The organism is Eisenibacter elegans DSM 3317 (genome assembly GCF_000430505.1).
In the GTDB taxonomy this organism is placed as follows: domain Bacteria; phylum Bacteroidota; class Bacteroidia; order Cytophagales; family Microscillaceae; genus Eisenibacter; species Eisenibacter elegans.
Genome location: NZ_KE387153.1, coordinates 274,954 through 300,056, shown reverse-complemented (window position 1 = coordinate 300,056; position 25,103 = coordinate 274,954). Strand labels below are relative to the sequence as shown.

Annotated in this window: 14 protein-coding genes; 4 read left to right on the top strand and 10 right to left on the bottom strand. The window is 42.6% G+C overall.

What is annotated here, in order from left to right; translation table 11 throughout:
• Positions 1 to 106: 106 nt before the first annotated feature.
• From G499_RS20260 to gyrA, 8 genes are all read right to left on the bottom strand, one after another.
• Entirely contained in the window at positions 107 to 871 is a 765-nt protein-coding gene (locus tag G499_RS20260) for a hypothetical protein (RefSeq protein ID WP_211231628.1), read from the bottom strand.
• 816 nt (positions 872 to 1,687) lie between these two features.
• Positions 1,688 to 2,059 (bottom strand): GxxExxY protein, encoded by a 372-nt coding sequence (locus G499_RS0114880; protein WP_027000597.1) that lies wholly within the window; start codon positions 2,057 to 2,059, stop codon positions 1,688 to 1,690.
• 109 nt (positions 2,060 to 2,168) lie between these two features.
• A complete protein-coding gene (locus G499_RS21285; protein WP_051296293.1) occupies positions 2,169 to 6,248 on the bottom strand; it encodes an Eco57I restriction-modification methylase domain-containing protein in 4,080 nt (1,359 codons plus the stop codon).
• A gap of 6 nt (positions 6,249 to 6,254) precedes the next feature.
• The gene (locus tag G499_RS0114870; RefSeq protein WP_027000596.1) at positions 6,255 to 7,079 is read right to left on the bottom strand and encodes a KilA-N domain-containing protein; all 825 of its coding nucleotides are present in this window, start codon (positions 7,077 to 7,079) and stop codon (positions 6,255 to 6,257) included.
• Positions 7,080 to 7,083: 4 nt separating this feature from the next.
• Positions 7,084 to 10,461, bottom strand: a complete 3,378-nt coding sequence (locus G499_RS0114865; protein ID WP_027000595.1) for a helicase-related protein — start codon at positions 10,459 to 10,461, stop codon at positions 7,084 to 7,086.
• Between the two features lie 559 nt (positions 10,462 to 11,020).
• Positions 11,021 to 11,752, bottom strand: a complete 732-nt coding sequence (locus G499_RS0114860) for a DUF5131 family protein (protein ID WP_027000594.1) — start codon at positions 11,750 to 11,752, stop codon at positions 11,021 to 11,023.
• A 2-nt stretch (positions 11,753 to 11,754) separates the two neighbouring features.
• Positions 11,755 to 12,873: a three-Cys-motif partner protein TcmP gene (gene tcmP / locus G499_RS0114855; protein ID WP_027000593.1), complete on the bottom strand. Its 1,119-nt coding sequence runs from the start codon at positions 12,871 to 12,873 to the stop codon at positions 11,755 to 11,757.
• A gap of 448 nt (positions 12,874 to 13,321) precedes the next feature.
• A complete protein-coding gene (gene gyrA, locus G499_RS22045) occupies positions 13,322 to 17,128 on the bottom strand; it encodes a DNA gyrase subunit A (RefSeq protein ID WP_035727707.1) in 3,807 nt (1,268 codons plus the stop codon).
• A 420-nt stretch (positions 17,129 to 17,548) separates the two neighbouring features.
• On the opposite strand from gyrA, the gene G499_RS0114840 reads away from it, so the two are divergent.
• Complete coding sequence (locus G499_RS0114840; RefSeq protein WP_027000592.1) at positions 17,549 to 19,027, top strand: PP2C family protein-serine/threonine phosphatase; 1,479 nt, start codon at positions 17,549 to 17,551, stop codon at positions 19,025 to 19,027.
• Between the two features lie 149 nt (positions 19,028 to 19,176).
• A complete protein-coding gene (locus G499_RS0114835; RefSeq protein WP_081413826.1) occupies positions 19,177 to 21,069 on the top strand; it encodes a SpoIIE family protein phosphatase in 1,893 nt (630 codons plus the stop codon).
• Between the two features lie 249 nt (positions 21,070 to 21,318).
• Here the strand turns inward: G499_RS0114835 and G499_RS0114830 are convergent, their stop codons facing one another.
• Complete coding sequence (locus G499_RS0114830) at positions 21,319 to 22,509, bottom strand: class I SAM-dependent rRNA methyltransferase (RefSeq protein ID WP_027000590.1); 1,191 nt, start codon at positions 22,507 to 22,509, stop codon at positions 21,319 to 21,321.
• A gap of 436 nt (positions 22,510 to 22,945) precedes the next feature.
• The gene (locus G499_RS0114825; protein ID WP_051296292.1) at positions 22,946 to 23,629 is read right to left on the bottom strand and encodes a MotA/TolQ/ExbB proton channel family protein; all 684 of its coding nucleotides are present in this window, start codon (positions 23,627 to 23,629) and stop codon (positions 22,946 to 22,948) included.
• A gap of 412 nt (positions 23,630 to 24,041) precedes the next feature.
• Between G499_RS0114825 and G499_RS0114820 the strand changes: the two genes are divergently transcribed.
• Both G499_RS0114820 and G499_RS0114815 read left to right on the top strand, forming a co-directional pair.
• A complete protein-coding gene (locus G499_RS0114820) occupies positions 24,042 to 24,590 on the top strand; it encodes a Crp/Fnr family transcriptional regulator (RefSeq protein ID WP_035727706.1) in 549 nt (182 codons plus the stop codon).
• An 86-nt stretch (positions 24,591 to 24,676) separates the two neighbouring features.
• The gene (locus G499_RS0114815; protein ID WP_027000587.1) at positions 24,677 to 25,066 is read left to right on the top strand and encodes a RidA family protein; all 390 of its coding nucleotides are present in this window, start codon (positions 24,677 to 24,679) and stop codon (positions 25,064 to 25,066) included.
• Positions 25,067 to 25,103 lie beyond the last annotated feature (37 nt).

Sequence of the window (25,103 nt, the reverse complement as noted above, 5' to 3'; positions counted from 1 at the left end):
CGCTGAACTTCAATTTTGCACATAAGTTGAACCGAAGAACAACTATTGAATTTAGCACGAACCCGCCATTTCACCAAACCGCTGTTATGGGCAGTTATTCTTGTTATTAATATACAGACATATCAAGTTCGTCAAAATCTTTAATTTCTGATAATTTAATAAGCCTGTTTACATTTATTTCTTTCCACGTTTCTTTAAAAACTTCATCTCCACCTTGGGCGTTTTCGTTTGTATTAAATTTTTCCTGCTTCTTTTTAGTTAAAAAATTAATACTTATTTCGCTATCAATTACAGCACCACCATTACTTTCATCGTAACCTATTAATTCGAAATCAGATTCTTTATATCTAAAATTATATTGCCGATAACCATATCTACCTTGTGCATAATTGACATATAAATTACCTTTTTTAATTTCAACAGATAGTTCAGGTGCAGCATAAACCCCACCATCTTCGTTTTCAGATGAAAAACAGTTTTCGTTTTTTACAACCAACTCGAAATGGTTTTTTTTGTCGAACAATATAATAATCCCTCTTCGGTTACGGTCTAACTTTCCACGATATTCGTCAGTAATGATTTGCTTTTTGTCTGTTCCTTTTATGATAAGCACACAGTCTTCGGTTCCGTCTCTATTCAAGTCTCCACTTATTTTTTCAAAAACCACAAATCCTTTGGGTAAAAAGTCATTTGGATTTTTCTTCTGTTCACCTGTTAAGTTATGTTCGTCTGTCCTATTATTATTTGTAGCGCTTGTTTCAGAAACAGTTACACTTGTGTCAGAAACAGCTACAGTTGTTGTCTGTTCAGATTTTTGTTGTCCGCAACTTGCTAATAGCAAGAGTGTCAATGTGTAAATTATCTTTTGCATAGTTCTGAAAATATTAATATTTTTTGTGTATACAGTATTCTATCGTTGCCCACAACGGTCAGTCTGTCCAAAAACCAACTCTTGTGAAGATAGCAAAAAGCCAAGAAAAATCCATAGCTTAGGGAATAAAATTTATTACAGGCAAAGACAGGGCTACTTACAGCCTTACTGCTCCCCTTGAGGGGCTGGTATCTCCTGACAGTGTGGTGCGGCGTATAGACCTTTTTGTAGAAAGTTTAGACTTAGCTCCTTTGGGGTTTTTTGGCTAATTTTAAACCATTTATAGGAAAGAAATTTTGTGTTTTTCAAAGTATTCGTACCAAATATGCGTCTCGCTACGGGCTTGTATCGCCTTGGTACAGCGTATTTTAATGAGTTTTTAGACAGATTGACGTTTTGCAGCTTTGCGTAGTGGCGGATTTCGGAGCTACAAACTGTCAACCTACACAAAAGTTTGATAGGTGCACCCAACTTCAATTTTGCACGTCACCGCCAATTGAGGCAACACGCTGTTGGCAGCTGGCGTTCTTGTCCACTGTGTCTGAAAGTCGCTGTATGCTTGGGTTTTGGGTGTCATTGTCCGTTTGCTTTTTGGTCTGTACGTGTTTGGTGGTGCGTGGCGTTTTTTTCTCTGTGTTTCTCTGCGTTCTCTGTGGTGAGTTATTTGTTTACCACAGAGGGCACGGAGAGGCACGGAGGTTTTTTCTCTGTGTTTCTCTGCGTTCTCTGTGGTGAGTTATTTGTTTACCACAGAGGGCACGGAGAGGCACGGAGAATTTTTCTCTGTGTTTCCCTGTGCTCTCCGTGGTGAATTATTTAAATAATCCATCTAACGATTCCATCTTTTAAACGGCTGACGTTAAAGTTCATTAATAGACCTATTTTTATGTTGGCAAGTTTCATATACGTCATCAGTTGGGCTTTGTGTATTTCCGCTATTGCCTCAACTGATTTTATTTCAACGATTACTTTATTTTCTACCAATAAATCAATACGATAGCCGGCATCTAACTTCACATCTTTGTAAACCACGGGCAAAGCGAGTTGTCGTTTTACATGTAGTCCGTGGTGATTTAGTTCGTAATACAAACACTCTTCGTAGGCACTTTCAAGCAAGCCCGGACCTAAATTTTTGTGAACTTCAATTGCACAACCAATAATTTTCTCGGTTATCTGGTTTATTTCCATTTCTTATTTGTTTTACCACACAGGGCACAGAGGTTTTTATCTCTGTGTTCTCCGTGGTGAGTTTTATTGTTTTACCACAGAGGGCACGGAGGGGCACGGAGGGAGTTTTTTACCCACCCTCTACTATCCTTATCTCCTCCTCGGTTAAATCATACAGTTGGTAAACCAGCTCGTCTATTTGTTCTTCAAGTATTGAGGTATCGGCAATAGGATCATTTTCTTTAATAAACACGATTTTATCAACAAGTTTATTTAAACTTGATATGGGGAAATTAATTTCAGGTATTGGAATAAGGCCAATTTCATTGTTGCCAATATTAAAATATCCACCTGCCATTGAAAGAGAATTAAAATATTTCGAGAACCAATAGGAAACTAGTTTAGAATTTAGAATACCTGATAAGCTCTTTAATGAATCAGTTTCGCCTAAAATAATTGTTGTTGATTTACCTGCGCAATACTTTCCATTTTCGTCAAAATATGCTTCAATCCGTAAAGACATACCTGCAATTATTATTTTAGATGAATTTGATTGCTTTGTTCGGGTCGGATTAATATTATCCAAATCTTCTTTAGTTAAAATAGGTTGATGATATTGCCCCTTTATGTATTGTGTTTGTTTAACCCCCCAAAGTGTTTTGTAAGGATCAATAGTTCCAGTATTAACGAACTTGAAAAAATTCTTTTCTTTGTTTAATTCACGAAGAACTTCTTTGATTTGGTATGCCTCATTAACTGTTGCAGCACCAAGAATATTTGGAAATAAAGTTATTAGCTTTTTATGCTTTGTAATCTTTATAATTAAGTTTAAAATTTCAGGGCTAAAAAAATATTTATCCCAAAAGATATCACTAACGAATTGATTTGAATCGACTAGATTGAGTGTTTTAACCCTTTCAAGACCTTCCATTACTTTTGTAGAAACTTTATAATTATCAGGCTTTTGATTTGAAATTAATATAACAACAGGATAAACATCAGCTTCTTTAAAAACATCAACATTTGAATAATCTATCAATTCTCTAGGTGATAATTTACAAATTAAACCCCTGAGTGAGTAAGTATATTTAGCGGATACTATTTTATTGGGAATAATAAAAGCTAAAGTACCTTGATTTTTAGTTAGATTAATGCCCATTTCAGTGAAGACCACAAAGAGATCCCAGTTCCCCTCAGCTGAAGCAAATTTAAATTTCAAAATTTCTCTAAATTCAGGGTTATCCCTTGTCATCGTTTCCGAATCGACATAAGGTGGATTTCCTATTACAATATCAAAAACGCCAGCACTTGTATTAATGGGTTGTAATCCAAACATCCACTCCGGGTCGAACCAGTTTGCAAAAGTGTTTTGGTCGTAGGGGTCAAATGCTACAATTTGTTTTGCCACTTGTGTTTCCCAGCCATCACTTTCCAGCATTTTGGCAATTTCCAAACGCAGTTTTTTGTCTTGTTTTTGCAGGGCAATTTTTTCTTTGCGAGTATTGGCTGTAAAGTATTTATGTCGGAGTTCTTTCAATTCATTTTCTTTTACTTCAATATCCGGGTTTCGTAAAAGGGTTTGTTGCGGTTTGTCTAAACTAATCAGGGTATTAGCAGCTACAAATTTGGTTTCTAAGTTGGGCAAACTGCGAATGCCAAAATTTTCTTTGATTTTATCTACTTTCTGGTCAATTACCAATGAAATAAAGAAACGCAGTTTGGCAATTTGCACGGCAATGGGTTGTATGTCTATACCGTAAATGCAGTTTTCTATTAAGTACAGCTTACGCCCGTAATCGCTGGCATTGTTTTCAAATACATCGTTTATTTCTTCTAATCGCTTGGCCCGTTCCTCTTTATCGCCAATTTTAAATGCTTCTTCCGTTTCTTCAATGGCTTTTTTGCGTTGCAGGTCTTTCCAAAACTTATTTTCAGGGTCAAGCTTTTGGAGTATATGCACCATTTTGTGCAAAATACCCATAGGGAAAGCCCCTGAACCACAAGCAGGGTCTAATATCTTGCAGTTGTTAATGGCTTCAATCAGGTCTTTGGTTTCTGTTTCATTAAACGGATTGGGATTTTCTGAATAAGAAAGTAAATCTCTCAATCTTGTTTCAAGAAGCTGCTCCCCTTCAAGGGGAGCTGTCCGCAGGACTGAGGGGTTTTTAGCCTTCCACCCAAAATTCTTCTTAATTTCTTCCAACAAGCCATCAGGATTATCCCAAACTAATTTGTTTTCAAACCTTAATACTTTAATACCGGTATGTAACAAAAACAAATCTCTTTCAGCATCATATTCTGCTTGTGTTGCTTCAAAATGCCCTTGACCATCTAACTCAATGGCTAAATTTTCGCTTGGACAGTAAAAATCTAAAATATAGTTGGCAACGCTAAATTGTCTTCTGAATTTCCTTCCCAGTTGTTTACCTTTCAGCAACGTCCAGAGCTTGGCTTCGGCAGGTGTTAGATTATTTCTAAGTTCTTTTCTAAAAGTTTTTAAATGGGGTAAATTATTTAGACCTCTCCTTCCTTCGGACACCTCTCCTAAATCAGGAGAGGAGCTTTTTGAACCACCTCCCCCTTCGGGTACTTGGTTTTTATTTAAACCACCTCCCCCTTCGGGGACTTGGTTTTTATTTAAACCACCTCCCCCTTCGGGTACTTGGTTTTTAATTAAACCACCTCCCCCTTCGGGTACTCCTGCTTGAAAAGGAGGAGAGCTTTTTAGGTTTTTTTTGAGGTATTCCAGGAGCGATTCATCTACCATATAGTTTACAATCTCTCTTGGTGTGTAGAAACTACCTGTTTGTTTCCTTGCGGTGGTTTGTGTTTCCGGGTTGTAACTTGCCAGTAGGTTTTCAAACACTTTACCCAGTAATTCGGGGTCAAGGGCAATTTCTTCTTCTATCGGGGTGTTTTCAGCAACGGTGAATTTGTAGCTCTCCAAAAGGTTTATCAATCCTCTTGAACTGTAGCGTTTGTTCTTTGTGCCGTAAACTTCATTCAGGTCAACTTCTTTTTCTTCACCAAAGAAAATGTAATCGGGCACAGTGGCTTGTTTCTTCGGGTTGCGGCTAAAGCCGTCCACATATTCTATTTTGCCCTCATCGTTTGGTTTATCTAAACAGTCAAACAAACCACCATTTAAAAACGGAACATCTTTAAACAATGCCAACACTTCCTTTTCAGGAATGGTAAACAGGTCGGCATAGCGGAACAGGTTTTTTACTCCATATTCTTCTTTGTTGGTTCTGATGTCGCCTTCTTTGGCAAACTTGCGTTCTTCCATTTTTTGGTTTAGCGTTCCAAAAAACAGGTTCTGCAAAATGGCGTTGTAGTAGTTCTGTGATTTTTTGTTTTTGTTGAAGTCTTTCAGAATACTTGCCACAAACTCTTTGCGGAAAAGCGAAGCCGGAACCAACTGTTTTTCTTTGATAAACCAAATGAAAATAACCCGTGTAATCAGGCGAATAAGGTTGGTAGCATTGCGGACTTCCTTTTTCTTCTCCAAATCGTCAGGAAAAGAAACTTCATTCATAGCTGCGAAATACCAGTTTGAAAGGTCTTGGAAGAATTTTTTGTTGAGAATACTCACATCAAGCACTTCTAACCAGCGTTTGTGCAGTTCCACATAGTTTGTAACTCCTGCAGGTTTTACTAAGTCGAGCAAAATGCGTGCGTGTCCTGCGTGGGTGTTTTGTGTATGTATATCACGCAGCATAATCACTTTGCCCGCTTTTTCACCTTGTCGCCAGTTTTGCAGGTATTTAAAACGCTCGCTGATGGCAATAGAGATGACAGCTTCTTTATCAACGGTGTATTTCAGCACCAATGCCACCGGCATTCTTTGGCTGATGCGATTGAAAGTTCTCGTTAGTTCTGAGATTTCAGTTCGTGTCGGCTGCTTTTTTAATTCTAAAGCAAAAAGCATTAAGCCGTTGTAGTTCTTATCGCCTTGGTCAATGGCTTGTTCATAAGAATAGGTATTGTCAAACAAACCGGTTTGTTGAAATATTGAATCATCAATAATACCAATGAAATAGGTTTTATCAATGGCTTTAAAAGTGTCGTTGTCTTTGTAATGCTGCTTTAGCAAATCTTTTACAGGTAATGGCTCGGCAGTATTGGAGTTGAGTTTTATGTTCAACTGTCGAAACAGATGGGTGGCTGCTTCAAAAAGATTTGTTGTATTGAATATATTCAGATTCATAGTTGCTTACTTCAGTTTTTTAATGTGCATATTATTGACAAGCGATTGCATTTGCTGAATGGCGATTTGGTTTAATTGTTTCAGCCGCTCGGGTTGCGATAAGCCCTGATGAATGAGTACAGCGTTAATGCTTTCTAAATTGGATAGCACCACCAGTTGTTCAATGGTGGCATAATCACGGATATTCCCTTCTTTATCGGGGTTAGCTGCTCTCCATTGTTTGGCTGTAACGCCAAACAAGGCTACATTCAGCATATCGGCCTCATCGGCATACACCAATTGTATTTGAGCTTTGGTGAGTTCTTTTGGGATAAGATTTTCCTTTATAGCATCGGTATGGATGCGGTAGTTTACTTTGGCTAAAGTGCGTTGCAGGTTCCATTCTAATTTTAACCGGTCATTTTCATCAGCTTTTAGGCGTTGAAATTCTTTGATGATGTAAAGTTTAAACTCTATTGAAATCCACGAAGCAAACTCAAAGGCAATGTCTTTGTGAGCAAAAGTTCCGCCATACCTGCCCGATTTAGATATAATGCCGATTGCATTGGTTGATTCAATCCACTTTTTGGGCGTCATCACAAAACTGTTTAATCCGGCTTGTTTTCTAAACCCGTCGAATTCGACGGGTTTAAAATTTGGGTTGTAAAGCATTTCCCAAAAGCCCAAAAGCTCAATGGTATTTCGGTTTCGCATCCAATTTTTGATAATATCATCCGTATTTTCAGCATCTTTGTGTCTGGCGATATCCGTCAAGGAAATAAAATCATCATTCTCGCTTTTAAGAATGGTTATTTCAGTTCCTTTTACATCTATTTTAGAATTTTTTGCCATTCGATTACTTATTTGAGATTACAAACCAATTTATCAAATCGAAATTTTCTGCCTTGAATTTATCTTCCAGTTTCTTTTGTTCAGGCGAAATCTTTTTAGGCGTTACATCACCTGTAAACAAATCCTGAATTTGATTTACGGCTACAGGAGTTGCTTGTGATTTAACCCAATTGCTGACGGCATCAGCCAGTTTATCTAAAACGGCTTTGTCGCCTTTATCAATGTTTTTGGGAACGTAACGAGCTTCCAGTTTGTGATTGCGAAGCAGGGTCAATATTTCCTGATTGTTGCTTAATACCAGTTTGCCTCTTTTGCCATCTTCAATGTTTTGATGCAACAAATGAATTTCATCATAAACGTGGTCTAAGGCTTCATCGGGTCGTTTCGGATAACCCAAAACCGCCACAATGCTGTCGGGCATGGATGGCCATTTTCGGTTGGGCTTGAATTTGAAACCTGTGAAAACCCCGTTGGGTATTTTTTTAAAAAATTCTTCGTTCTTTTTGAAGAATTCAAAAAGTTCTTGGCGGAACTGCTCTAATGAAAGATCGTTTAATCCCAAAGTATCTTCACTGGTTTCTACATCGTCCCAAGTTATTTGTAACTGCTCCAACATCTTTTGGGCTTGTTTTGGCAACAGCGGATTTTCTTCCACCATTTTATGCAGTTCGGGAGTCATTTTATCGTCCAGTTCGGTTCCAACTACCGTCATGAGTGCCATACGGTTTTCAACTCTTGATTTCAGGTTAAGATAATCTTCATAGTTTTCACCTGGCCAAAAGTTGATTCCTTTAATGGTTTTGTTTGGCGAACCGATACGGTCAATACGGCCTATTCGCTGAATTAAGCGAACAGGATTCCAATGTATGTCATAGTTTACTACCGTGTCGCAGTCCTGCAAATTTTGTCCTTCGCTTAAACAGTCGGTTGCAATTAAAACATCAATGGGTTTTTCAATTTTGGTTTGTGTGGTCTTATCGTGCTGTTTGATGATTTCTAACCATTTTGGGTAAGACACTTTCCATTTGTCGGCTTCACGGTAATCATCTGAAAGGTTGATTCTTTCATATAGGTCAGACCAATCTTTTTCATTGTAAAGTTTGGTGAAAGGAGCAAAGCGTTCCAAAATGGGTTCAAACTTGTCGCCTGAATAACCATCAAAACTTTCACTGATAGAACCGGAAACAAAAGCCACATTTGGAATGCCTCTTTTCTTGAGTTCATCATACAGGAACTTAGCAGTATCTTTAAACACAGTAAATACCAACACTTTTTTATTGTCAGACTTCTTTTGCTTGTTGGTGATGTGTTCAATGAGTTTATTCAGTTTTTCATCTTCTGCTTTATTAGCATTGAAGTCAGCTTCATACTTATCCAAACTGTCTTTCAGTTTAGATAGCTTTTTGATGTCGGCTTCTAAATGTTTTTTGAATAGGTCAATATGTGTAATAGCAGAAAGAGGGATTGGTCTTTTCTTTCCGAGTGTGATTGGTTCTTCTGTTTCTCCATCTATCTCGGCTGCTGTTTCGTCAATTTCTTCTTTTTCTTCTTCGGTCAAATCATCTTCAATGGAACTGTCGGTTTTGCTTTGAATAAACTGTTCAACTTTATTCAGTGCATTTGTGTGATGATTTAAAATGTTTTCAACGGTGCTTTTGAATGAGAACCAACTTGATTCCAGTCGTTTCATCAAAAGGATATACATCATCTTAACGAGGAACTTTTGGCGTTGCTTTTCATCTTCCAGCACACTCTTTGGCGAAATGTTCTTGATGTAATCGGCAGGTCGGTATGCTGTTAAGTTTACCGAAATAGCATCTAGTATGTCGTCAAATGATTTTAAGTCGCCAATATTTTCAGGTGTTACAAACTCATTGATGGGGTCTTCCTTTTTCGGGAAATTCATTTCTCCGAATTCACCTTCTATGAGTTTTCGGGTTCTTGCAACGATTAATGCATCCGTCAATTTTTCAAACTTTTTGGGAAGTTTGGCAATGAAGTCAGCAATTTTTCTATCGTCAATATCCGACCATTCGCTGAAGTCCTTTTGTGCTGTTTTGAAAATATTCTCCAGACTTTCAATTTCTAAGTCAGTTTCTTTAAAGCCATCATCAAGTCCTTTGGTCATCAGTTTAAACTGATTACGAATGTCCATCAGCTTGTTATTGATTGGCGTTGCTGAAAGGTGCATTACTTTTACATCTCTGCTTTTGTTCTCAGGCAACAACACTTCATCAATCAGGAATTTGTATCGTGAAGATTTGTCGTTACGCAGGTTGTGGCTTTCGTCAATTACTATGAGCAGTTTGGGTCTTGTCTTGAAATAACGAAGTGTTTTGTCGTTGTAACGGTCAAAACGTCCTTCCTGCAAGTCGGTATGATAGCGGATGTAAAAATCAATTTCATCTTTCTCAAATCGACTTTGTTGGCCGACTTTGTATTGTTGCCAGTTGTTTGAAAGTTTCTTTGGGCAAAGCAATAGAACCGTGTAGCCTTTGAGTTCAAAGTATTTCATTACTGCTAAGGCCGTCCATGTTTTACCCAAACCAACTGCATCGGCTAAAATGGCTCCATTAAATTTTTGGAGCATTTTTATTAAACTGATTGCACCTTTTTGTTGATAGGGGAAAAGAGTTTTGTAGATAATGGTTTCCTCTAAGTGAGCAATTTCACGCTTGAACTCAGCATCACCTGAAAGTTCCATGATGTCGTCCTTAAACATTTCGTAAAGGACTTTATAATACAAGTCGTGTGGGGTGTACTCTTTGAACAGGTTTTTAATCAGTTCAATGATGTATTGTTTAACTTCTACTTTGGTTTTGTCGGGCAATTCAATTTTTTCCAATGCCACCTTTTCCCACTGCTCTTGAAACCATTTTTTCAAGTTTTTAAATTCATCCTCATAGTCGTGTTTGGCAATGTTCAATTCAATATTTGAACTGTCCTTAATGCCAAGTCCAGCATCGGTCAGGTTTGAGCTGCCTACAATGAAATAGTTTTTGGTTTTTGTCTTGTCAGTGTAGAGATATGTTTTAGCGTGGCAAAAATTCTTCTGAATACTTTTGACAGCAACTTTGTCTTGTTGCAAAAACTCAACGGCCTTTTGAGCTGATTGACTTAAGGTAAGAGTTGAACTAATACTAGTGTTCCCATTTAGCAAGTCAATTACTTTATTTAACTGAGCTTCATCCTGCATTAAGTTTCCTAAAATCAGTCGGAATTTTTCAACAGAATTGATGTCATCTTTCATTAACGCCAAGGCGTTTACTGAAAAATATCCAGTCACAAGATCAAGCGAGCCGTTTTCGGTGTTCCCTTTTATGAAGTCAAACACTTTAAAGTGTTCGTTGTCCTCTGTTTTTGTCTTATTATCTAATAGCATTTAAAAGTCAATAATTTTAGTTCGTGAATATCGCAAATTATCTCTAAGCATTGGCAAAGAAGTGGCTCTTTTAGCTTGGCTGAAGGGTCGGCTTTTGTTTTGGGCAAAGCCAAATGTGCCACTTGCGGGCTGGCTAAAATTACTCCCTTGTTTAATTTGTTTCCCAGCGGTGCTCGTGAATGCTTGGCATTTGTTTTTAAAAAATGTGGGTGGGGAAATGCTTGTAGCATTCACGAACTCCTTGAAAAAACAAACACAACGTGAGTAAAAAATAAAAAACACAGGGTCGGCAATGAGTGTCGGCTTACTCGTTGTCCGTTTTCAATATGGTCTGTATGTCGTTGTCCACCTGTCAAAATATATTTCTCTTTTTCATGTCAATGTCTGCTGTGTCGTGTCGTTTTACGCTTGCTGCCAACGTTTTGCCGCTTTGCGAAGGCGGGGATTTTCACCACAAATGTTGATGCGGAGAACCAAACTTTCATTAACCACAAATGTGTCTGCGGAGCACTGAACCGCCACTTTTGCCAAACGCCTGTTATCGGTTCGGCTTTCTTGTCTATACATTTTTGTGCAGTTCTATTTCAGGCATTTCATCCCACGTTTTGCCTTCCAAAAGCCGTCCGGTTTTCTTTTTGTTTGTCCCGCCCCATTGTTTGAAAAAGAAGGCTACGTCTGCGTCCAAACATTGATTTTTTATGTCTGTAACCCATTCTTCTTTCATAGGTCTTGGCTTTCGTCCGCTTTCACCACCCACAATTACCCAATCTATTCCTGTCAAGTTCATATTGGGAATTGCACCGATTAAAGGTTCACAAGAAAGGAATTTAACTCTTGCACCTGTCTCACGAAGCAAGTCAATTCTTTTGGTTACTTTATTGTTCTCTACTGAAACGCCCATCCAAATGTTGTGTGTCCAATCCAACCAACCTTCACTGTCGTAATACCGTAAAATGTCGGCTCTTTTAGTCAATACCTGAAAAACGTGTTGAGGATTATCTTTCATTACTTTGAAAACCTTCCTAATAAAGTCAATCGGAACGCCTTTGTGAAAAAGGTCGCTCATAGAGTTTACGAAAACGACTTTTGGTTTTTTCCAAGTATATGGCGTTTGTAATTCGTCTTCGTGAATGGTTATTTCAAAATTGTTCTTGTATTTCTCAACACCCATTGCTTGCAAACGCTTTGACATAACTTCTGCATAACAGAATTTACATCCTGCTGAAATCTTGTCGCAACCAGTTGTTGGGTTCCAAGTCATTTCAGTCCATTCTATGCTAGATTGTGCCATTTCTATTTTTTTATTTGGTAAGTGATTATGTTCTTCTTACGGAAAACGTTTTCATAAGTCAAATATGGTGTTTGTGTCTCATAATTTAGTTTTCCTTCTTTTTTGAGCCTTTTCAATACTATTTCTGCGTGTTTTGGAATATGACCACACTGGTAAGTGTAAAGTAGAACCGCTTCATTGGTAACAGAATTTTTCTCTAACAACTTGTTTTCAAGGTCTGATTGGAACTTTTCAACTTTTGTCATTCGTTTGCCTTCAAACAAAGTCAGCTGATTTTTCTTGTTGTCATCATCAATATCAAAGTCAGCTTCTCCATTTAATTCATTTCTTTTCCAAGCTATCGTTAGAAATTTGTTTACAGCTGCATAGTTTTTTGACCCAAATACAATTCCATAAATGTTGGCATTTTTCTTAATTGAAAAAGGAAACAATTTCAATTCAGTTTTCGCAGGAAGTCTTGATTTCATTTTATTCAAGACCAATCTGTGCATATTTCTATATTCTTCTGCTTCCAACTCTGACACATCAATCTCAAGAGCTTTTTTGAATTCTTCCGTTTTTCCGTAACGCTTAAAAAATGAAGAAGAAACAAAGTAAAGAAAGTCTGTTGTTTTAAGATTTTCTAACTGGTTGATATACTCTTGCGAAATGAATTTTACTCCATTTTGGTCTAAATAAACAAGTGAAGGGTATTTACTTATAATTGGTGTAAGTTTAAAAAATAATTCTTCTGCATTCTCATTGTAAAAGTTTATTGTCGGAAAGTATTTGAACTTGGGATTTTGGCTTAAATAATTACTACAATTATCTTTAAGCAATTCAAATTTATCTTGCTTCTTTTTGGTAGGTTCAAATTCATTTAAGTGTAAAACAATCTTAGTCTGTTTCGACATTATGTGACCTAAATGTTCGCTTATCTTTGCCAATAGTCGAATAGGACTTCCCGGAACATTTTCAGAGTCATATCCTGGTCCGGAAAAAAAATCAAAAATGTGAATTTCTGTAACGTGCGGTTGCATCACAAAAGTCGGTATCCAAGCTTGAGCATAATCTTCAAAGATTTCAAGTTTGGTTATTGTTCCCTTGTCGAACGGTTCTAAGTGTATGTTTTTTGAACCCATTTTATTTTGATTTTTTATCTCGGTGTCGGTTTTCTAAGCTGACGCACAACATTTACTTATACGCACTTTAGTTCGTTTTTTTCGAGTTAATAGATTATCCAAGGGGGCTTTTATATCTATCTTTTTTTCCTTTGCTTGATATCAATGACCATACGCTGCGAATCAACGTACTTGAGTCGCGTACTGGCTACCTCGCTTACCCTTAGTCCGGCAGCATAGCTTGGTAAGAGCCTGCTCTTGTGCCTTAGGCTTCCAATCAGTATTGCTTTGTTCTCAGGCTTTTCATTAGCCAATGATACAAAAGTGTTTACAAATATCCAAACGGTCTAGCGGGTTTTAGGCTTGTTCAAGGTTTGCGGGGTGTCTACAAAAAAGCCGCTCCCTTTGTGGCGGAGAGCGGCTTGGCAAGCATTGTGCAAAACCCCTGTTGGGGGCTTGGTGGGGGGTGCTATTCTTCGGTTTCGATAGGGGCGGTGGTATCGCCTTGGGCGGCTTGTACTTCGCCTTCTTCGCCGTTGGCCAGCATATCTTCGTTGGCTACGCGGGCTACCGAAGCGATGGCATCACCCTCTTGGATGCGGATGAGGCGCACGCCTTGGGTGGCGCGACCCATCACGCGCAAGTCGCTCACGGAGGTGCGCAGCAGGATGCCCGAGCGGTTGATGATCATCAGGTCGTCCCCGTCGCTCACTTCCTTGATGGCGGCCAGCTGCCCGGTTTTATCCGTCAGTTGGAAGGCTTTTACGCCTTTGCCTCCACGGTTGGTGATACGGTAGTCGCTGATGGGAGAGCGTTTGCCGTAGCCGTTCTCCGACACCACGAGCAGGTGCGACTCTTCGCTGCTCACACACACCATCCCCACGACATAGTCGTCGTCGCCGCTGAGGGTTACGGCCTTTACCCCGGCAGCCACGCGGCCCATAGCGCGCACTTTGTTTTCGGGAAAGTGGATGGCCTGGCCTTTGCGCGTTCCGATCACGATATGGTCTTGGCCGCTGGTCATTTTCACATCCAGCAGGCGGTCACCTTCGTTGATACTGATGGCGCGGATACCGTTTTGGCGTGGGCGGGAGTAGGCCTCTAGGGTGGTTTTTTTGATGATTCCCTGGGTCGTTACCATCACCAAGAAGTGATTCTGGAGGAAGTCCTCATCGCTGAGGTTGCTCACATTGAGCACGGCGCAGACGCTGTCTTCCTTTTCCATCTGAATCAGGTTTTGGATGGGGCGGCCTTTGGCGGTTTTGTTGCCTTCGGGCACTTCATAGGCTTTGAGCCAATATACTTGCCCACGGTCTGTGAAGATCAGCAGGTAATCGTGTGTCGAGGAGACGAAGAGGTGGGCGGGGAAGTCGTCGGCCTTGCTGCTGACACCGCGAGAGCCTACGCCACCACGGCTTTGGGTGCGGTATTCGTCGAGGGCAGTGCGTTTGATATAGCCTTGGTGTGAGATAGTAATCACCATCGACTCTTCCTGAATCATATCTTCGATAGACACATCGCCTTCGGCGTGGTAGACGATGTCTGTGCGGCGGGCATCGCCGTAGCGCTCTTTCATCTCTAGCAGCTCATCGCGGATGATGCCGGTACGGAGGTTTTTGTCGGCAATGATGGCCTCTAAGCGTGCAATCAACTCGGTGATGCGGCGGTGTTCTTCTACAATCTTGTCGCGTTCGAGGGCTGTAAGGCGTTGGAGACGCATATCTAAGATGGCGCGGGCTTGGCGTTCGCTCAGCTCAAAGCGCTCCATCAAGCCGATGCGGGCGGTTTCGCCGTCTTTAGAACCACGAATCAAGGCGATGACTTCGTCGAGGTGGTCGAGGGCTATCAAGAGGCCGTCGAGGATGTGTTGGCGTTCTTGGGCTTCGCGCAGCTCGAAGTGGGTGCGGCGCAAGACTACCTCGTGGCGATGCTCTACAAAGTATTCGATAATTTCTTTGAGGTTGAGCAATTGCGGACGGCCTTTGACCAAGGCCACGTTATTGACCCCAAAAGATGACTGTAGGGCGGTATATTTGTAAAGCTGGTTGAGCACCACTGAAGGCATGGCGTCTTTTTTGAGGTCAAACACCACACGCAGGCCGTTGCGATCCGACTCATCGCGGATGTCGCTGATGCCTTCTATCCGGCGCTCGTTGACGAGGGCCGCCGTTTTCTCAATCATCGCCGCCTTGTTGACCAAGTAGGGGATTTCGGTAACAATGATTTGCTCCTTGCCGCTGGGGCTGGTTTCGAAGCTCGCTTTGGCGCGTACCACTACCCGGCCACGGCCTGTTTCGAAAGCATTTTTGACCCCTTGGTAACCGTAGATTGTCCCTCCGGTGGGGAAATCGGGCGCGATGATATACTTCATCAGCTCAGGGATGGTGATTTCGGGGTTTTCGAGCAGGGCGATGATGCCGTCTACCACTTCACTGAGGTTGTGTGGGGCAATATTGGTCGCCATCCCGACGGCAATACCCGCCGCGCCATTGATGAGCAAGTTGGGCACTTTGGCCGGCAACACGCTAGGCTCGGTGAGGGAGTCGTCAAAATTGGGCTGAAAATCAACCGTTTCCTTACGAATATCTTCCATCATCTCCTCAGAGATGCGGCGTTTGCGGGCTTCAGTGTTGTGATTGATAAAGCCATTGGCCACAAAAGAATGGCATTCGCTGGCTACCTTGACAGAGTAGACTACTTCCTCTTCGGCCAAAAGTTGGCAAGCATTTACCGTAGCAAAGTAGTACCTGTCGGCTACCAGATGATGAAAAAGCTCCTGTAGTTTGGCTACAGCTAGGGCTTGATGAATGCGTTCGTACTGGGCATCAATGCGTTTGTAGCGGTCAAAGTTATGTTTGGCCAAGAAAGGCGAAACTTCCGAATGTTGACGCACATACTTGCTCAGGAAGGGGGTATAGTCGCTGCTGTGGCTATAACGTACAGGGGTTTGCTCACGGCGCGTTTGTTCGGCAGCTATGAGGGCTTCTAGCTTTGTTTGTTTGGAGGCAGCAAAGCCAACATTCTGACAAAACAGGCTGATGTTATGGAAGCCGCCAATGCAGAGTTTATACTCTTTACGGGCTTTGGCAGGAGAGATTTTACTCACAATACCAAACTCCAACAACAACACCTGTAGGCCTTGTGCAAGCGCCAAGCTTTGGGTACAATATTGTAGGTTGAGGGTGTTTTTGGGCAACAGGGAGATAGAACCGTCTCCCTCAAACAAGTATTGTAAAAAGACACGTTGCACGGCCTTAGGGCTGCGGAAAATATAGTCAGGAACTATTTTGTCTCCGGCTTTGCGTCCGGCTAGGTCTTCGAAAAGAGGGCTTTGTGCGAAGGCATCAAGTTTTTGAACATCAAACTCAAAAATCTCCTTTCCGGAGGGTAGGCGGCGCTGATAGTTGTAATAGCCAGCACCCACATTGGCGGTATAAGCCTTGATGAATGCCTCATAATAGGCTTTATCAGTATTGTTAAATGTGAGGCGCTTCTGTGAGATAGATCCTTCAGACACTAGGCAGCCGGCAATGATAGCCCAATTGAGGGCGGTTTGGTCGGCGTGTTCTTGCTGTAGTTCGTGCTGTGTGCGGTCGATAACTACTTTATCTCCGGCTTTCACACGGCTGAGCAACTTCCAAATATAAGCCGGTCTTCCGGCTTCATCTTGGCCAAAAACCAGCACAGGGTGGTTGCCGGTACCTTTCAGTTGGTATCCCTCTTGTGTTTGAAGCGCATAGACGGGGTGTTTTCCGGAGTTGAAGAACATCACTGCGTCATTGGCTTGGCGGTGGAGAGAGAGCACCTTGGTTTGTATAGGCGTTTCGCTGTTGAGCGCGGCCTGTGGCACTAGGTCTTTGATAGCAATCAGCCCACGGTCAGTCTTCAGGCGTGTATCCCCGGTTACGCAGTAACGCATGGCCGCCGCTGAGTCTCCGTCGATTGAGCCGAAGTTACCCTGCCCATCGACTAAGGGGTAGCGCATCGACCATTCTTGGGCCATCCGTACCATGGTATCATAAACGGAGGAGTCGCCGTGTGGGTGGTATTTACCCAGTACTTCTCCCACGATTCTAGCTGATTTTTTGTAGGCCTTGTTGTGTGCCAGGCCTAGTTCTAGCATCCCATAAAGCACGCGGCGGTGTACGGGCTTGAGGCCGTCGCGCACATCAGGCAAAGCCCGTGAAACAATCACCGACATAGCGTAGTCGATGTAGGCGGTTTTCATTTCATCGCCTATATCTACGGGCGTGATTTGCGGATTAGATTCACTCATTGTTCAGATAATGTGGTGTTCTTTAAGCCTTCAAAGATAGGCAAAAAAGGCCGGATAGCCCACAAAATCCCCTTTTCATTTTGATGAAAATACGTCAAATCTTGTGGCGGCATCCCTACCCAAAAACAAGCGGCAGCGAGCGTAGGAGGCTTGTCAAGTAGTTGCGCTAGGGGACATTTTTGGAAAAGCAGCTCGGAACTCCAGCTCCGAGAAAAGCTGAGGCCTCATTTTGAGGGTACAATGAGACTTAGTTACAGTTTTAATGTGGGATTTGAAATGCCCGGGGGTGTGTCAAGCAGTTTTATTTTTAGTCAAATTGTAATGGTATTTGTATCTTTTATATCTTGTGAGAGAAACTAGTGCCTACAACCAACCTGCGCTCAAGCCTTAGGCTACACAAAAACGCTGAAAGACAGACAGATGAATACCTACAAACGACCGTTGTTCATTCATTGGTTTTACTATATATCGGCCATTGTCAGCTATTGGGTGGCGTTCATCCTTTTGGCTGTACACTATTATCAGCAGGAGCTGCCGATTCCGGTGGGGGCGTATGCCTTGCTGGGCTTATGTGTGTTTTATCCGCACATTGTATTTGGGATTCAGTATTTCAAAACCGGCTTCAATGAGCGCCACGAGCGCTATTGTATGTTGCTAGATATCAGCCTTTGTGGGGTGTTTGCCAATTTTATTGCGGTGTTTTCTACTCCGGCGTTGCTCTACTTGATGCTGACGATGACCAATATTATGTTTGGGCACGGGCTAAAGGTTTTTTTGCAGGGTTTGGCCTTGGCGATGGTCAATTTTGGTGTTTCGGTGGGGCTGATGGGGCTGAATTTTTTTACCCCGGTATCTTTTGAGCTGAGCTTGGTCAGCGGTGTGCTTACCTTGGCCTATCCTGTGTATTTGTCTTATATCATCCACTTGCGCACCAATAGCCTCAAGCGTTCTAAGGCGATGCTCAAGCATCAGAAGCAAGAAATAGAAACCCAACACAGCGAAATACTGCTGCAAAAGAACGCCATGCAAGAGCTCAACGAAGAGCTTAACCAGCTCAATGAAGAGCTAGCCACTACCGTAGATACCATCTCTGAGCAGAAAAACAGAATCGAACAACAAAACGAAGACATTACCCAAAGCATCAACTACGCCAAACGCATCCAAGAGGCGGTGATGCCCTCTAAGGGGTATATACAAATGCTTTTGCCCCAAAGTTTTGTGTTGTATAAGCCCAAGAACATTGTGTCGGGCGATTTTTATTTCTTGACCAAACATCGCCAAAAGCTTTTTGCAGCGGCTGTCGATTGTACCGGACACGGTATTCCCGGGGCTTTTATGAGCCTTTTGGGCAATGACCTCCTGACCGAAATCATCACGGGAAGGAATATCTTTGAGGCAGATGAAATATTGCAGGAGCTAGACGAGGGCATCAGCAAAATATTGAGGCAAAAGGAAACACTAAACCGCGACGGTATGGACATCGCCCTGCTCTGTATCGACTTAGAAAGCCTCGAAATCAGCTTTGCCGGAGCCAAAAACCCGCTCGTGTATGTCGAAGATGGTTGCTTGCATTATATCAAAGGGGATAGCAAACACATTGGCGGCTTACAAAACACCGAAAAGGGGTTTACCAAGCACCTTGTCAGGCTTCAAAAACCAGAAAATACTGTTTTCTACCTCTTCTCCGATGGCTACCAAGACCAGTTTGGCGGGCCGCTACAGAAAAAATTTATGGGCAAACAACTGCGCGACTTGCTGTTAGAGGTCCATCAAAATCCTTTTGAAACACAACACTACATCCTAGAACAAACCATAGAGCAATGGCGTAGCCAAGGCAATGAAACCCAAACAGATGATATTCTGGTGATGGGCTTTAAGCTACCGCTTTTGGGCAGATAATCAGCACAGAAACGCGTACAATCCAACCCCTCTTGGACTTGTGTTTGAGAAAGATGAAAAGGTTGTACTTCGCAACAAAAACATAACATTGGCTTAAACTAATGGTGCATACAAATGGGTAACTTTGTATCCAGTACAACCCTAGCGTCATGCTACCCCAAACTATGTTTAGAGCCAATACCGTTCGCACCCGTTTGCAGCTTTCTTTCTTGGTTTTTGTCTTGATTATGGCACTTATTGTCGCCATCGACTATGCCTTCCGTAAGCGCGAACGCAACCTACAGCGTACCTTTGACCTCGTACAAACAGTCAATACCGATATTCAAATGATTCAGCGCCTAGAGCTGACTTTTTTTATTGACGAAACCATCAACGAGGCTGTTTATCAAACAGGGCAGAGCGAAGTGCTCAAACGCCGCTCCGAAGTAGTAGGACGCATCCACAACAACCTCCAAGCCTTAGCACAAGGACACTCAAGCGTGGCCTCACGCATACAGACAGAGGTCAAGCAACTCCAGAATGCCGTCCAAAACCACGAACAAGTCTTCGACAAAACAGTCCAACTCTTGCTCAAGCGAGGCTTCAAAGACTACGGCGCCGAAGGGGCAATGCGCAAAAACATTCACTATATCGAAGAAACTTACGGCAACCAAGTAGATCTTGCCCTCTTACTGATGATCCGCCGCCACGAAAAAGACTTTATCATCCGCAAGCAAGAGCAATATACCCAAAAACACGCAGAGGCGATTGAGCGCCTCAAAGCCCAAAACCAAAACCAGCCTAATATCGTGGCTGCGCTCAACCGTTACGAACAGATTTTTAAAGAGGTCGTCAGCCTAGAGCAACAAATTGGCTTTAACCCACAAACAGGCCTGCGCAAACAACTCAATGACCTCAACGGACAGGTTACGGAAGTAATAGAAAAACTCAATGAGTTGATTATCAGTACTGTAGAGCAGGCGAAGTGGCAAAATCAAGTCGTCCAGATTCTGATGCTGGCTATCTGTATTGTTCTGACACTCTACCTGACCTATGCGGTTCCAAGGGCCATCGGTAAGCCCGTACAGCGCCTTTCAGGAGATATTCAGCGTGTCATCCAGAACCAATTCAGAGGTACAGATCCCATTGCGCGTATTGAGAGCAAGGATGAAATCGGCCTGCTTTCAGACAATGTCTCGCAGATGGTCGAAACGGTACGCCGCAACTTCAAAGAGCTGCGCGAGAAAAACGAAGAAGTAGAGAAAAAACAAAGCGCCCTAATGAACAGTGTTATTTATGCCGAAAGAATGCAAAAATCATTGCTCCAAGAGCAGGTCGCCATTTTAGACACTAATTTTGAGCGCTATTTTGCCATTTATCAACCCAAATATGAGGTTTCGGGCGATATGTATTGGCTACGCAGGGTAGAAGACCGCCTCTTGGTAGCGATGCTCGATTGTAAGGGCATTGGCCTTGCTGGTTCCATTATTACGATGATTACCAACTCCTTGCTCAACCAACTCATCAGCCAGCATCCGAAGGCTAGCCCAAGCCAACTACTCAATTTACTACACCGCCAAATTCATAAGTCTCTACCACAAGGTTATGTGCAGATGGCGCTTTGTAGTATCGAAAATATCGCCGCCGAAGACAAAATCCGCCGTATTACATTAGCCTCTGCCGGCTTGCCGGTTTTTGTTACGAAGGGGCTGGAGCTGCTGGAGTTTGAAGGCTCGCCCTGCGTATTGGGAGGAGGGAAGCTGCAAGACCCCAATTGCGCCGAACACACCCTAGAGCTGCACCGAGACAATATGATTTTTATGATGACCGATGGGTTGTTCAGGCAGATGAGCGCCGATGCAGAAGAAGCGCGCACGCAGTTCAAAGAGCTGGTATCGGCCAATATCCACCTCTATACCACAGACCAAGAACGTATCCTTAAAGAAACGCTCCACCAACTGACCCAAAGCCAAAAACAACACGACGACATCTCGCTGCTTGGCCTCAAACTCTTCTTCAAAAGCAAGGTAGTTCAGCCCGAAAAAGCCTTGGCCAGTGTATGAGTGTAGCCCCGGAGAGCTTTTGCTGCTCCAAGACAGGCGGATGATTGGGATACCTCTTAGAGCTTATCTAAAATTCTCTTCATCGACACCAAAACAGCTGCTTTTTGGCTGCTAATTCGTTAAAAATGCTCATCGTAGCCCACCCACAATTAAAATCGTGGGCTAAGACAAGCGCCTGCGCCTTTTGCTTAATATCAGCACAAAAATCAGCTGTTTTGAGCGCGCCGCGCTGAAAACTTAGCCAAGCTCTTAGCTCACGTGCAGCACCAATCCTTTGAGGTACTCGCCTTCTGGGTGATAGATATTGACGGGGTGGTCGGCAGGTTGGGTCAGCTGATAGACAATCCTGACCTCACGGCCAGCGTCAGCAGCAGCACCAAAGACAATCTTACGAAATAAATCGCGGGAGATATTGCCCGAGCAAGAAAAGGTAAAGAGCAACCCCCCTTTTTTGATTTTGCGGAAGCCGGTCAAGTTCAAATCCTTGTAGCCACGGCTGGCATTGGGCACAGCACGGGCGTTTTTGGCAAATGCCGGAGGGTCTAGAATAATGAGGTCGTAGTGGTTGTCGGGCATATCGCGCAAAAACTTGAAGCAGTCTTCGGCAACCCCTTGGTGGGAGGCTTGAGCGAAGTTATGGCTAATAATCTGCTCACACTGCGCTATGGCCGCCTTCGATACATCGACCGAATCGACTGAAGCCGCACCGCCCGCTAAGGCATACACACTAAACCCGCCCGTATAGCTGAAGGCGTTCAAGACGGTCTTCCCCCGGCTTAGTTGGCGGACTAGCTGGCGGTTGTCGCGTTGGTCAATAAAAAAACCTGTTTTCTGCCCTCCTTCGATATCGATGCTGAAGCGTAAGCCATTTTCTTGAACCCAAAGTGTATCGGGGTAGGCCTTGCCGTCTACCCAACCTTTGGAGAGCGTAACTTGCTCCAAAAAACCACTGTTTTCCTTGATATTGAGGTAGATATATTCGTAGCCTAGCGCCCTGATGGCCGCTTCTACAAGGGGATATACTCGCTCTGCGCCCTTGGTCAAGACCTGTATGACCACCACTTGGCCATAGACATCAGCAATAAAACCGGGAAGGCTGTCGCCCTCAGCGTGAAGTAGGCGGAAAGTATCTGTAGCCTTAGGTAATACCAAACGCCGCATTTGCGCAGCGATGCTTACTTTTTCTGCCCAATAAGCCCCATCAAAGGCGGCTGTTACTTGCCCAAAATGAAACAAGCGGCAAACAATCTGACTCTTGGGCGAATAAAAGCCATAACCCAAGATCTCCCCACCGCGATTGGCTACGGCCACAATATCGCCATTTTGAGCCTGTGGTAGCACCTGTACCGCCCCCGAAAAAATCCAAGGATGTCTGAAAATAACGGCACGGTCTTTACCAGACTTGAGCTGAAGGGTGGGGTATGGCTGTGTAAAATTCATAAATCTATGGGCTAAATATAACTAGGCCGCAAAGATAGGGAATGTTTGTGAGGAACGTATCGCCAACGGATACCAATACTACCACCACTGAATATTTCAGAAAAGCAGTACGGAGCGCTAGAAAATTCAAGTCCTTTGTTATACCAAGGTTTAAAGATTTACAGGATTTGATTTTCTTGATTCTCGGCGTACGCATATCCCCAACCCATACCACTGGACGTTTTGGAAAAGTAACTCGGCACCTCAGTTTGTGTCGGAGCTGAGGCCTGATTTTAGGGTACAATGAGACTTAACCCATAGTTTTAACGACGGGGTTTGGAAAATGTCCAGCGGCGTATGTCCCAAACCAAATCTTAGCCATCAAAAAAATACCCCTTGAAAACACACAAGGGCGGTCTTTCAAGGGATACCAAAATATCCTAAACTATGGCTGAAACTATTTTTTTTGAGGCTCTTGGAGTAAATCCAGAAAGTCCATCGAGATATATTCCATATTATGGATTACCTTTTGTACTTGCCCGACAAGGTAATTGTAAGCCAAGTTCATCAGAATTCCCACAATAAGCCCGGCCACTGTTGTAACCATAGCCGTATAAATGCCTGATGAGAGGAGTTGGGGGCTTACAGCGCCTTCCTGCTGCGAAATGACCATAAAGGCTTGGATCATCCCGATAACTGTGCCCAAAAAGCCCACCATCGGTGCTGCGCCAGCAATGGTCGCCAACATAGACAAGTTGCGCTCTAGGCGGTAAACTTCTATCTTACCCACATATTCAATGGAGGTTTCAATGTTTTTGAGCGGGCTGCCAATACGCGAAAGCCCTTTGGCAATCATTCGGGCTATGGGAGTGTTTTTGTTTTCACAAAGCTGCTTGGCAGCCTCTATATTGCCTTCGAGTACAAGCTGCTTCACCTTGCGCATCCAGCCTTGTGGATTACGGGCGGCACGCTTGATGGTGATGATGCGTTCAAAAAAGATATATAACCCTGCCACAGAGAGTAGCAGAATAGGAATCATCGTAAACCCTCCTTCAAAAGCTAAATCAATGACCGAGAGCGATTCCTGCTGGGGGTTGTTAGGGCTGAGCTGTAGGAGCAAAGCTGCCAAGGTGCTTTCCATAAGCCAAATAAATGGTTGTTGAGGTGTCTTGGAGAAAAACGAAGCAAAGGTTGTTAAAATTGTTCAAACGAACAAGCGTTTGCCTAGTAGTGCGCCTTCAAATCAAATAAATCTTGTCACACGCTGCTGGACACTTTCGGAAAAGCAGCTTGGAACTCCTGCTCCGAGACAAGTTGGAGCCTTATTCGGTTATAAATAAGACTTAGCCCATAGTAGGGTTTGGAAAATGTCTAGTGGTGTGATTTTGTCACAACCTGACCCTTCCATAACTTTGGCCGAATCCAATTGGGGCTAATTTTGGAAAGATATACCAAGATTTACTTGGCGCGCAAGGATTTTCAATGCGGATATTTTCTAGATTAATTTTTGACTGAATATAAATAATTATATATCACATCAACCCATAAAAGATATGGACTTATTTAATCACTTGACAGCAGAAGAAGCGCTAACACTAAAAGAGATGTTCGAGTACAAAAAGTTTAGCAAAGGGGATTTTATAATAAAAGAAAATGATACAGTCAAGCACATTTACTTTATCTTGAGTGGGTTGGTCAAGCTGTCTTATATCGATGAAGGAGCCAAGGAGTTTATTTTATCCTTTGCTTTTGAACAATGGTGGGAAACAGACTTTGCTGCATTCTGCAATCAAGACAAAGCCACCTTATCGCTCCAGTGTTTGGAAGATACAGTAGTGTATGGCCTGAATTATGATAGCTATTTTGTGTTTTTAGAAAAGCATAAATTATCAAATTATTTTTTAGAAAAATCAATAAAAGGCCATATTGCTAGTCAGAGAAGGATTTTGTCGCTTCTGGCATTATCACCCAAAGAAAGGTACGAACAATTTGTACAACTATATCCTACGCTTATTCAGCGAGTTCCCAAATCTGTATTGGCGCTTTATCTTGGTGTTTCAAGGGAAACGCTGAGTAGATTATATAGGCGGGCTAAAAAATAATAGTGATTTGGCTCACACCAGTATCCTAGAAAGTAGTCAGATATTTGTGCCAGATTAACGTATCTGCTCATTTAAACTACTTTAAGATGCAAAAAAACAGTAATAACCCTTGGCGTTGGCAAGACACAAGAAGCTATGTGCAAGCCGTAGAAGTAAAGAATGTGGAAAGCACGCTATATGTTTCTGGGCAAACGGCCATAGATGATGAAGGGGTATCCAGCAATCAGGATATGCGTGCGCAATTGATCCACAGCATCCAAAACCTGGAAAGGGTCATACGGGAGGCTGGCTATGAGCTAAAAAACATTGTGCGTCTGAATATTTACACTACCTCAAAGGCTGAGTTGTTCGAAAATTTCGATGTTTTTCAAAAATGGACAGCCGAAAACGGGATACAGCAGGCTTCTACCGTATTGGAAGTCAAAAGCCTTTTCGAAACACTGCGAGTAGAGCTTGAGGCAACAGTAGTGAAATAAAAAGTACAAATACCCCACGGTTTTGCCGTGGGGTAAA

What these genes read in the sequence shown, in the direction of transcription:
- G499_RS20260 (WP_211231628.1), bottom strand. Translation starts at nt 871, where the DNA reads ATGCAAAAGATAATTTACACATTGACACTCTTGCTATTAGCAAGTTGC.
- G499_RS0114880 (WP_027000597.1), bottom strand. Translation starts at nt 2,059, where the DNA reads ATGGAAATAAACCAGATAACCGAGAAAATTATTGGTTGTGCAATTGAA.
- G499_RS21285 (WP_051296293.1), bottom strand. Translation starts at nt 6,248, where the DNA reads ATGAATCTGAATATATTCAATACAACAAATCTTTTTGAAGCAGCCACC.
- G499_RS0114870 (WP_027000596.1), bottom strand. Translation starts at nt 7,079, where the DNA reads ATGGCAAAAAATTCTAAAATAGATGTAAAAGGAACTGAAATAACCATT.
- G499_RS0114865 (WP_027000595.1), bottom strand. Translation starts at nt 10,461, where the DNA reads ATGCTATTAGATAATAAGACAAAAACAGAGGACAACGAACACTTTAAA.
- G499_RS0114860 (WP_027000594.1), bottom strand. Translation starts at nt 11,752, where the DNA reads ATGGCACAATCTAGCATAGAATGGACTGAAATGACTTGGAACCCAACA.
- tcmP (WP_027000593.1), bottom strand. Translation starts at nt 12,873, where the DNA reads ATGGGTTCAAAAAACATACACTTAGAACCGTTCGACAAGGGAACAATA.
- gyrA (WP_035727707.1), bottom strand. Translation starts at nt 17,128, where the DNA reads ATGAGTGAATCTAATCCGCAAATCACGCCCGTAGATATAGGCGATGAA.
- G499_RS0114840 (WP_027000592.1), top strand. Translation starts at nt 17,549, where the DNA reads ATGAATACCTACAAACGACCGTTGTTCATTCATTGGTTTTACTATATA.
- G499_RS0114835 (WP_081413826.1), top strand. Translation starts at nt 19,177, where the DNA reads ATGCTACCCCAAACTATGTTTAGAGCCAATACCGTTCGCACCCGTTTG.
- G499_RS0114830 (WP_027000590.1), bottom strand. Translation starts at nt 22,509, where the DNA reads ATGAATTTTACACAGCCATACCCCACCCTTCAGCTCAAGTCTGGTAAA.
- G499_RS0114825 (WP_051296292.1), bottom strand. Translation starts at nt 23,629, where the DNA reads ATGGAAAGCACCTTGGCAGCTTTGCTCCTACAGCTCAGCCCTAACAAC.
- G499_RS0114820 (WP_035727706.1), top strand. Translation starts at nt 24,042, where the DNA reads ATGGACTTATTTAATCACTTGACAGCAGAAGAAGCGCTAACACTAAAA.
- G499_RS0114815 (WP_027000587.1), top strand. Translation starts at nt 24,677, where the DNA reads ATGCAAAAAAACAGTAATAACCCTTGGCGTTGGCAAGACACAAGAAGC.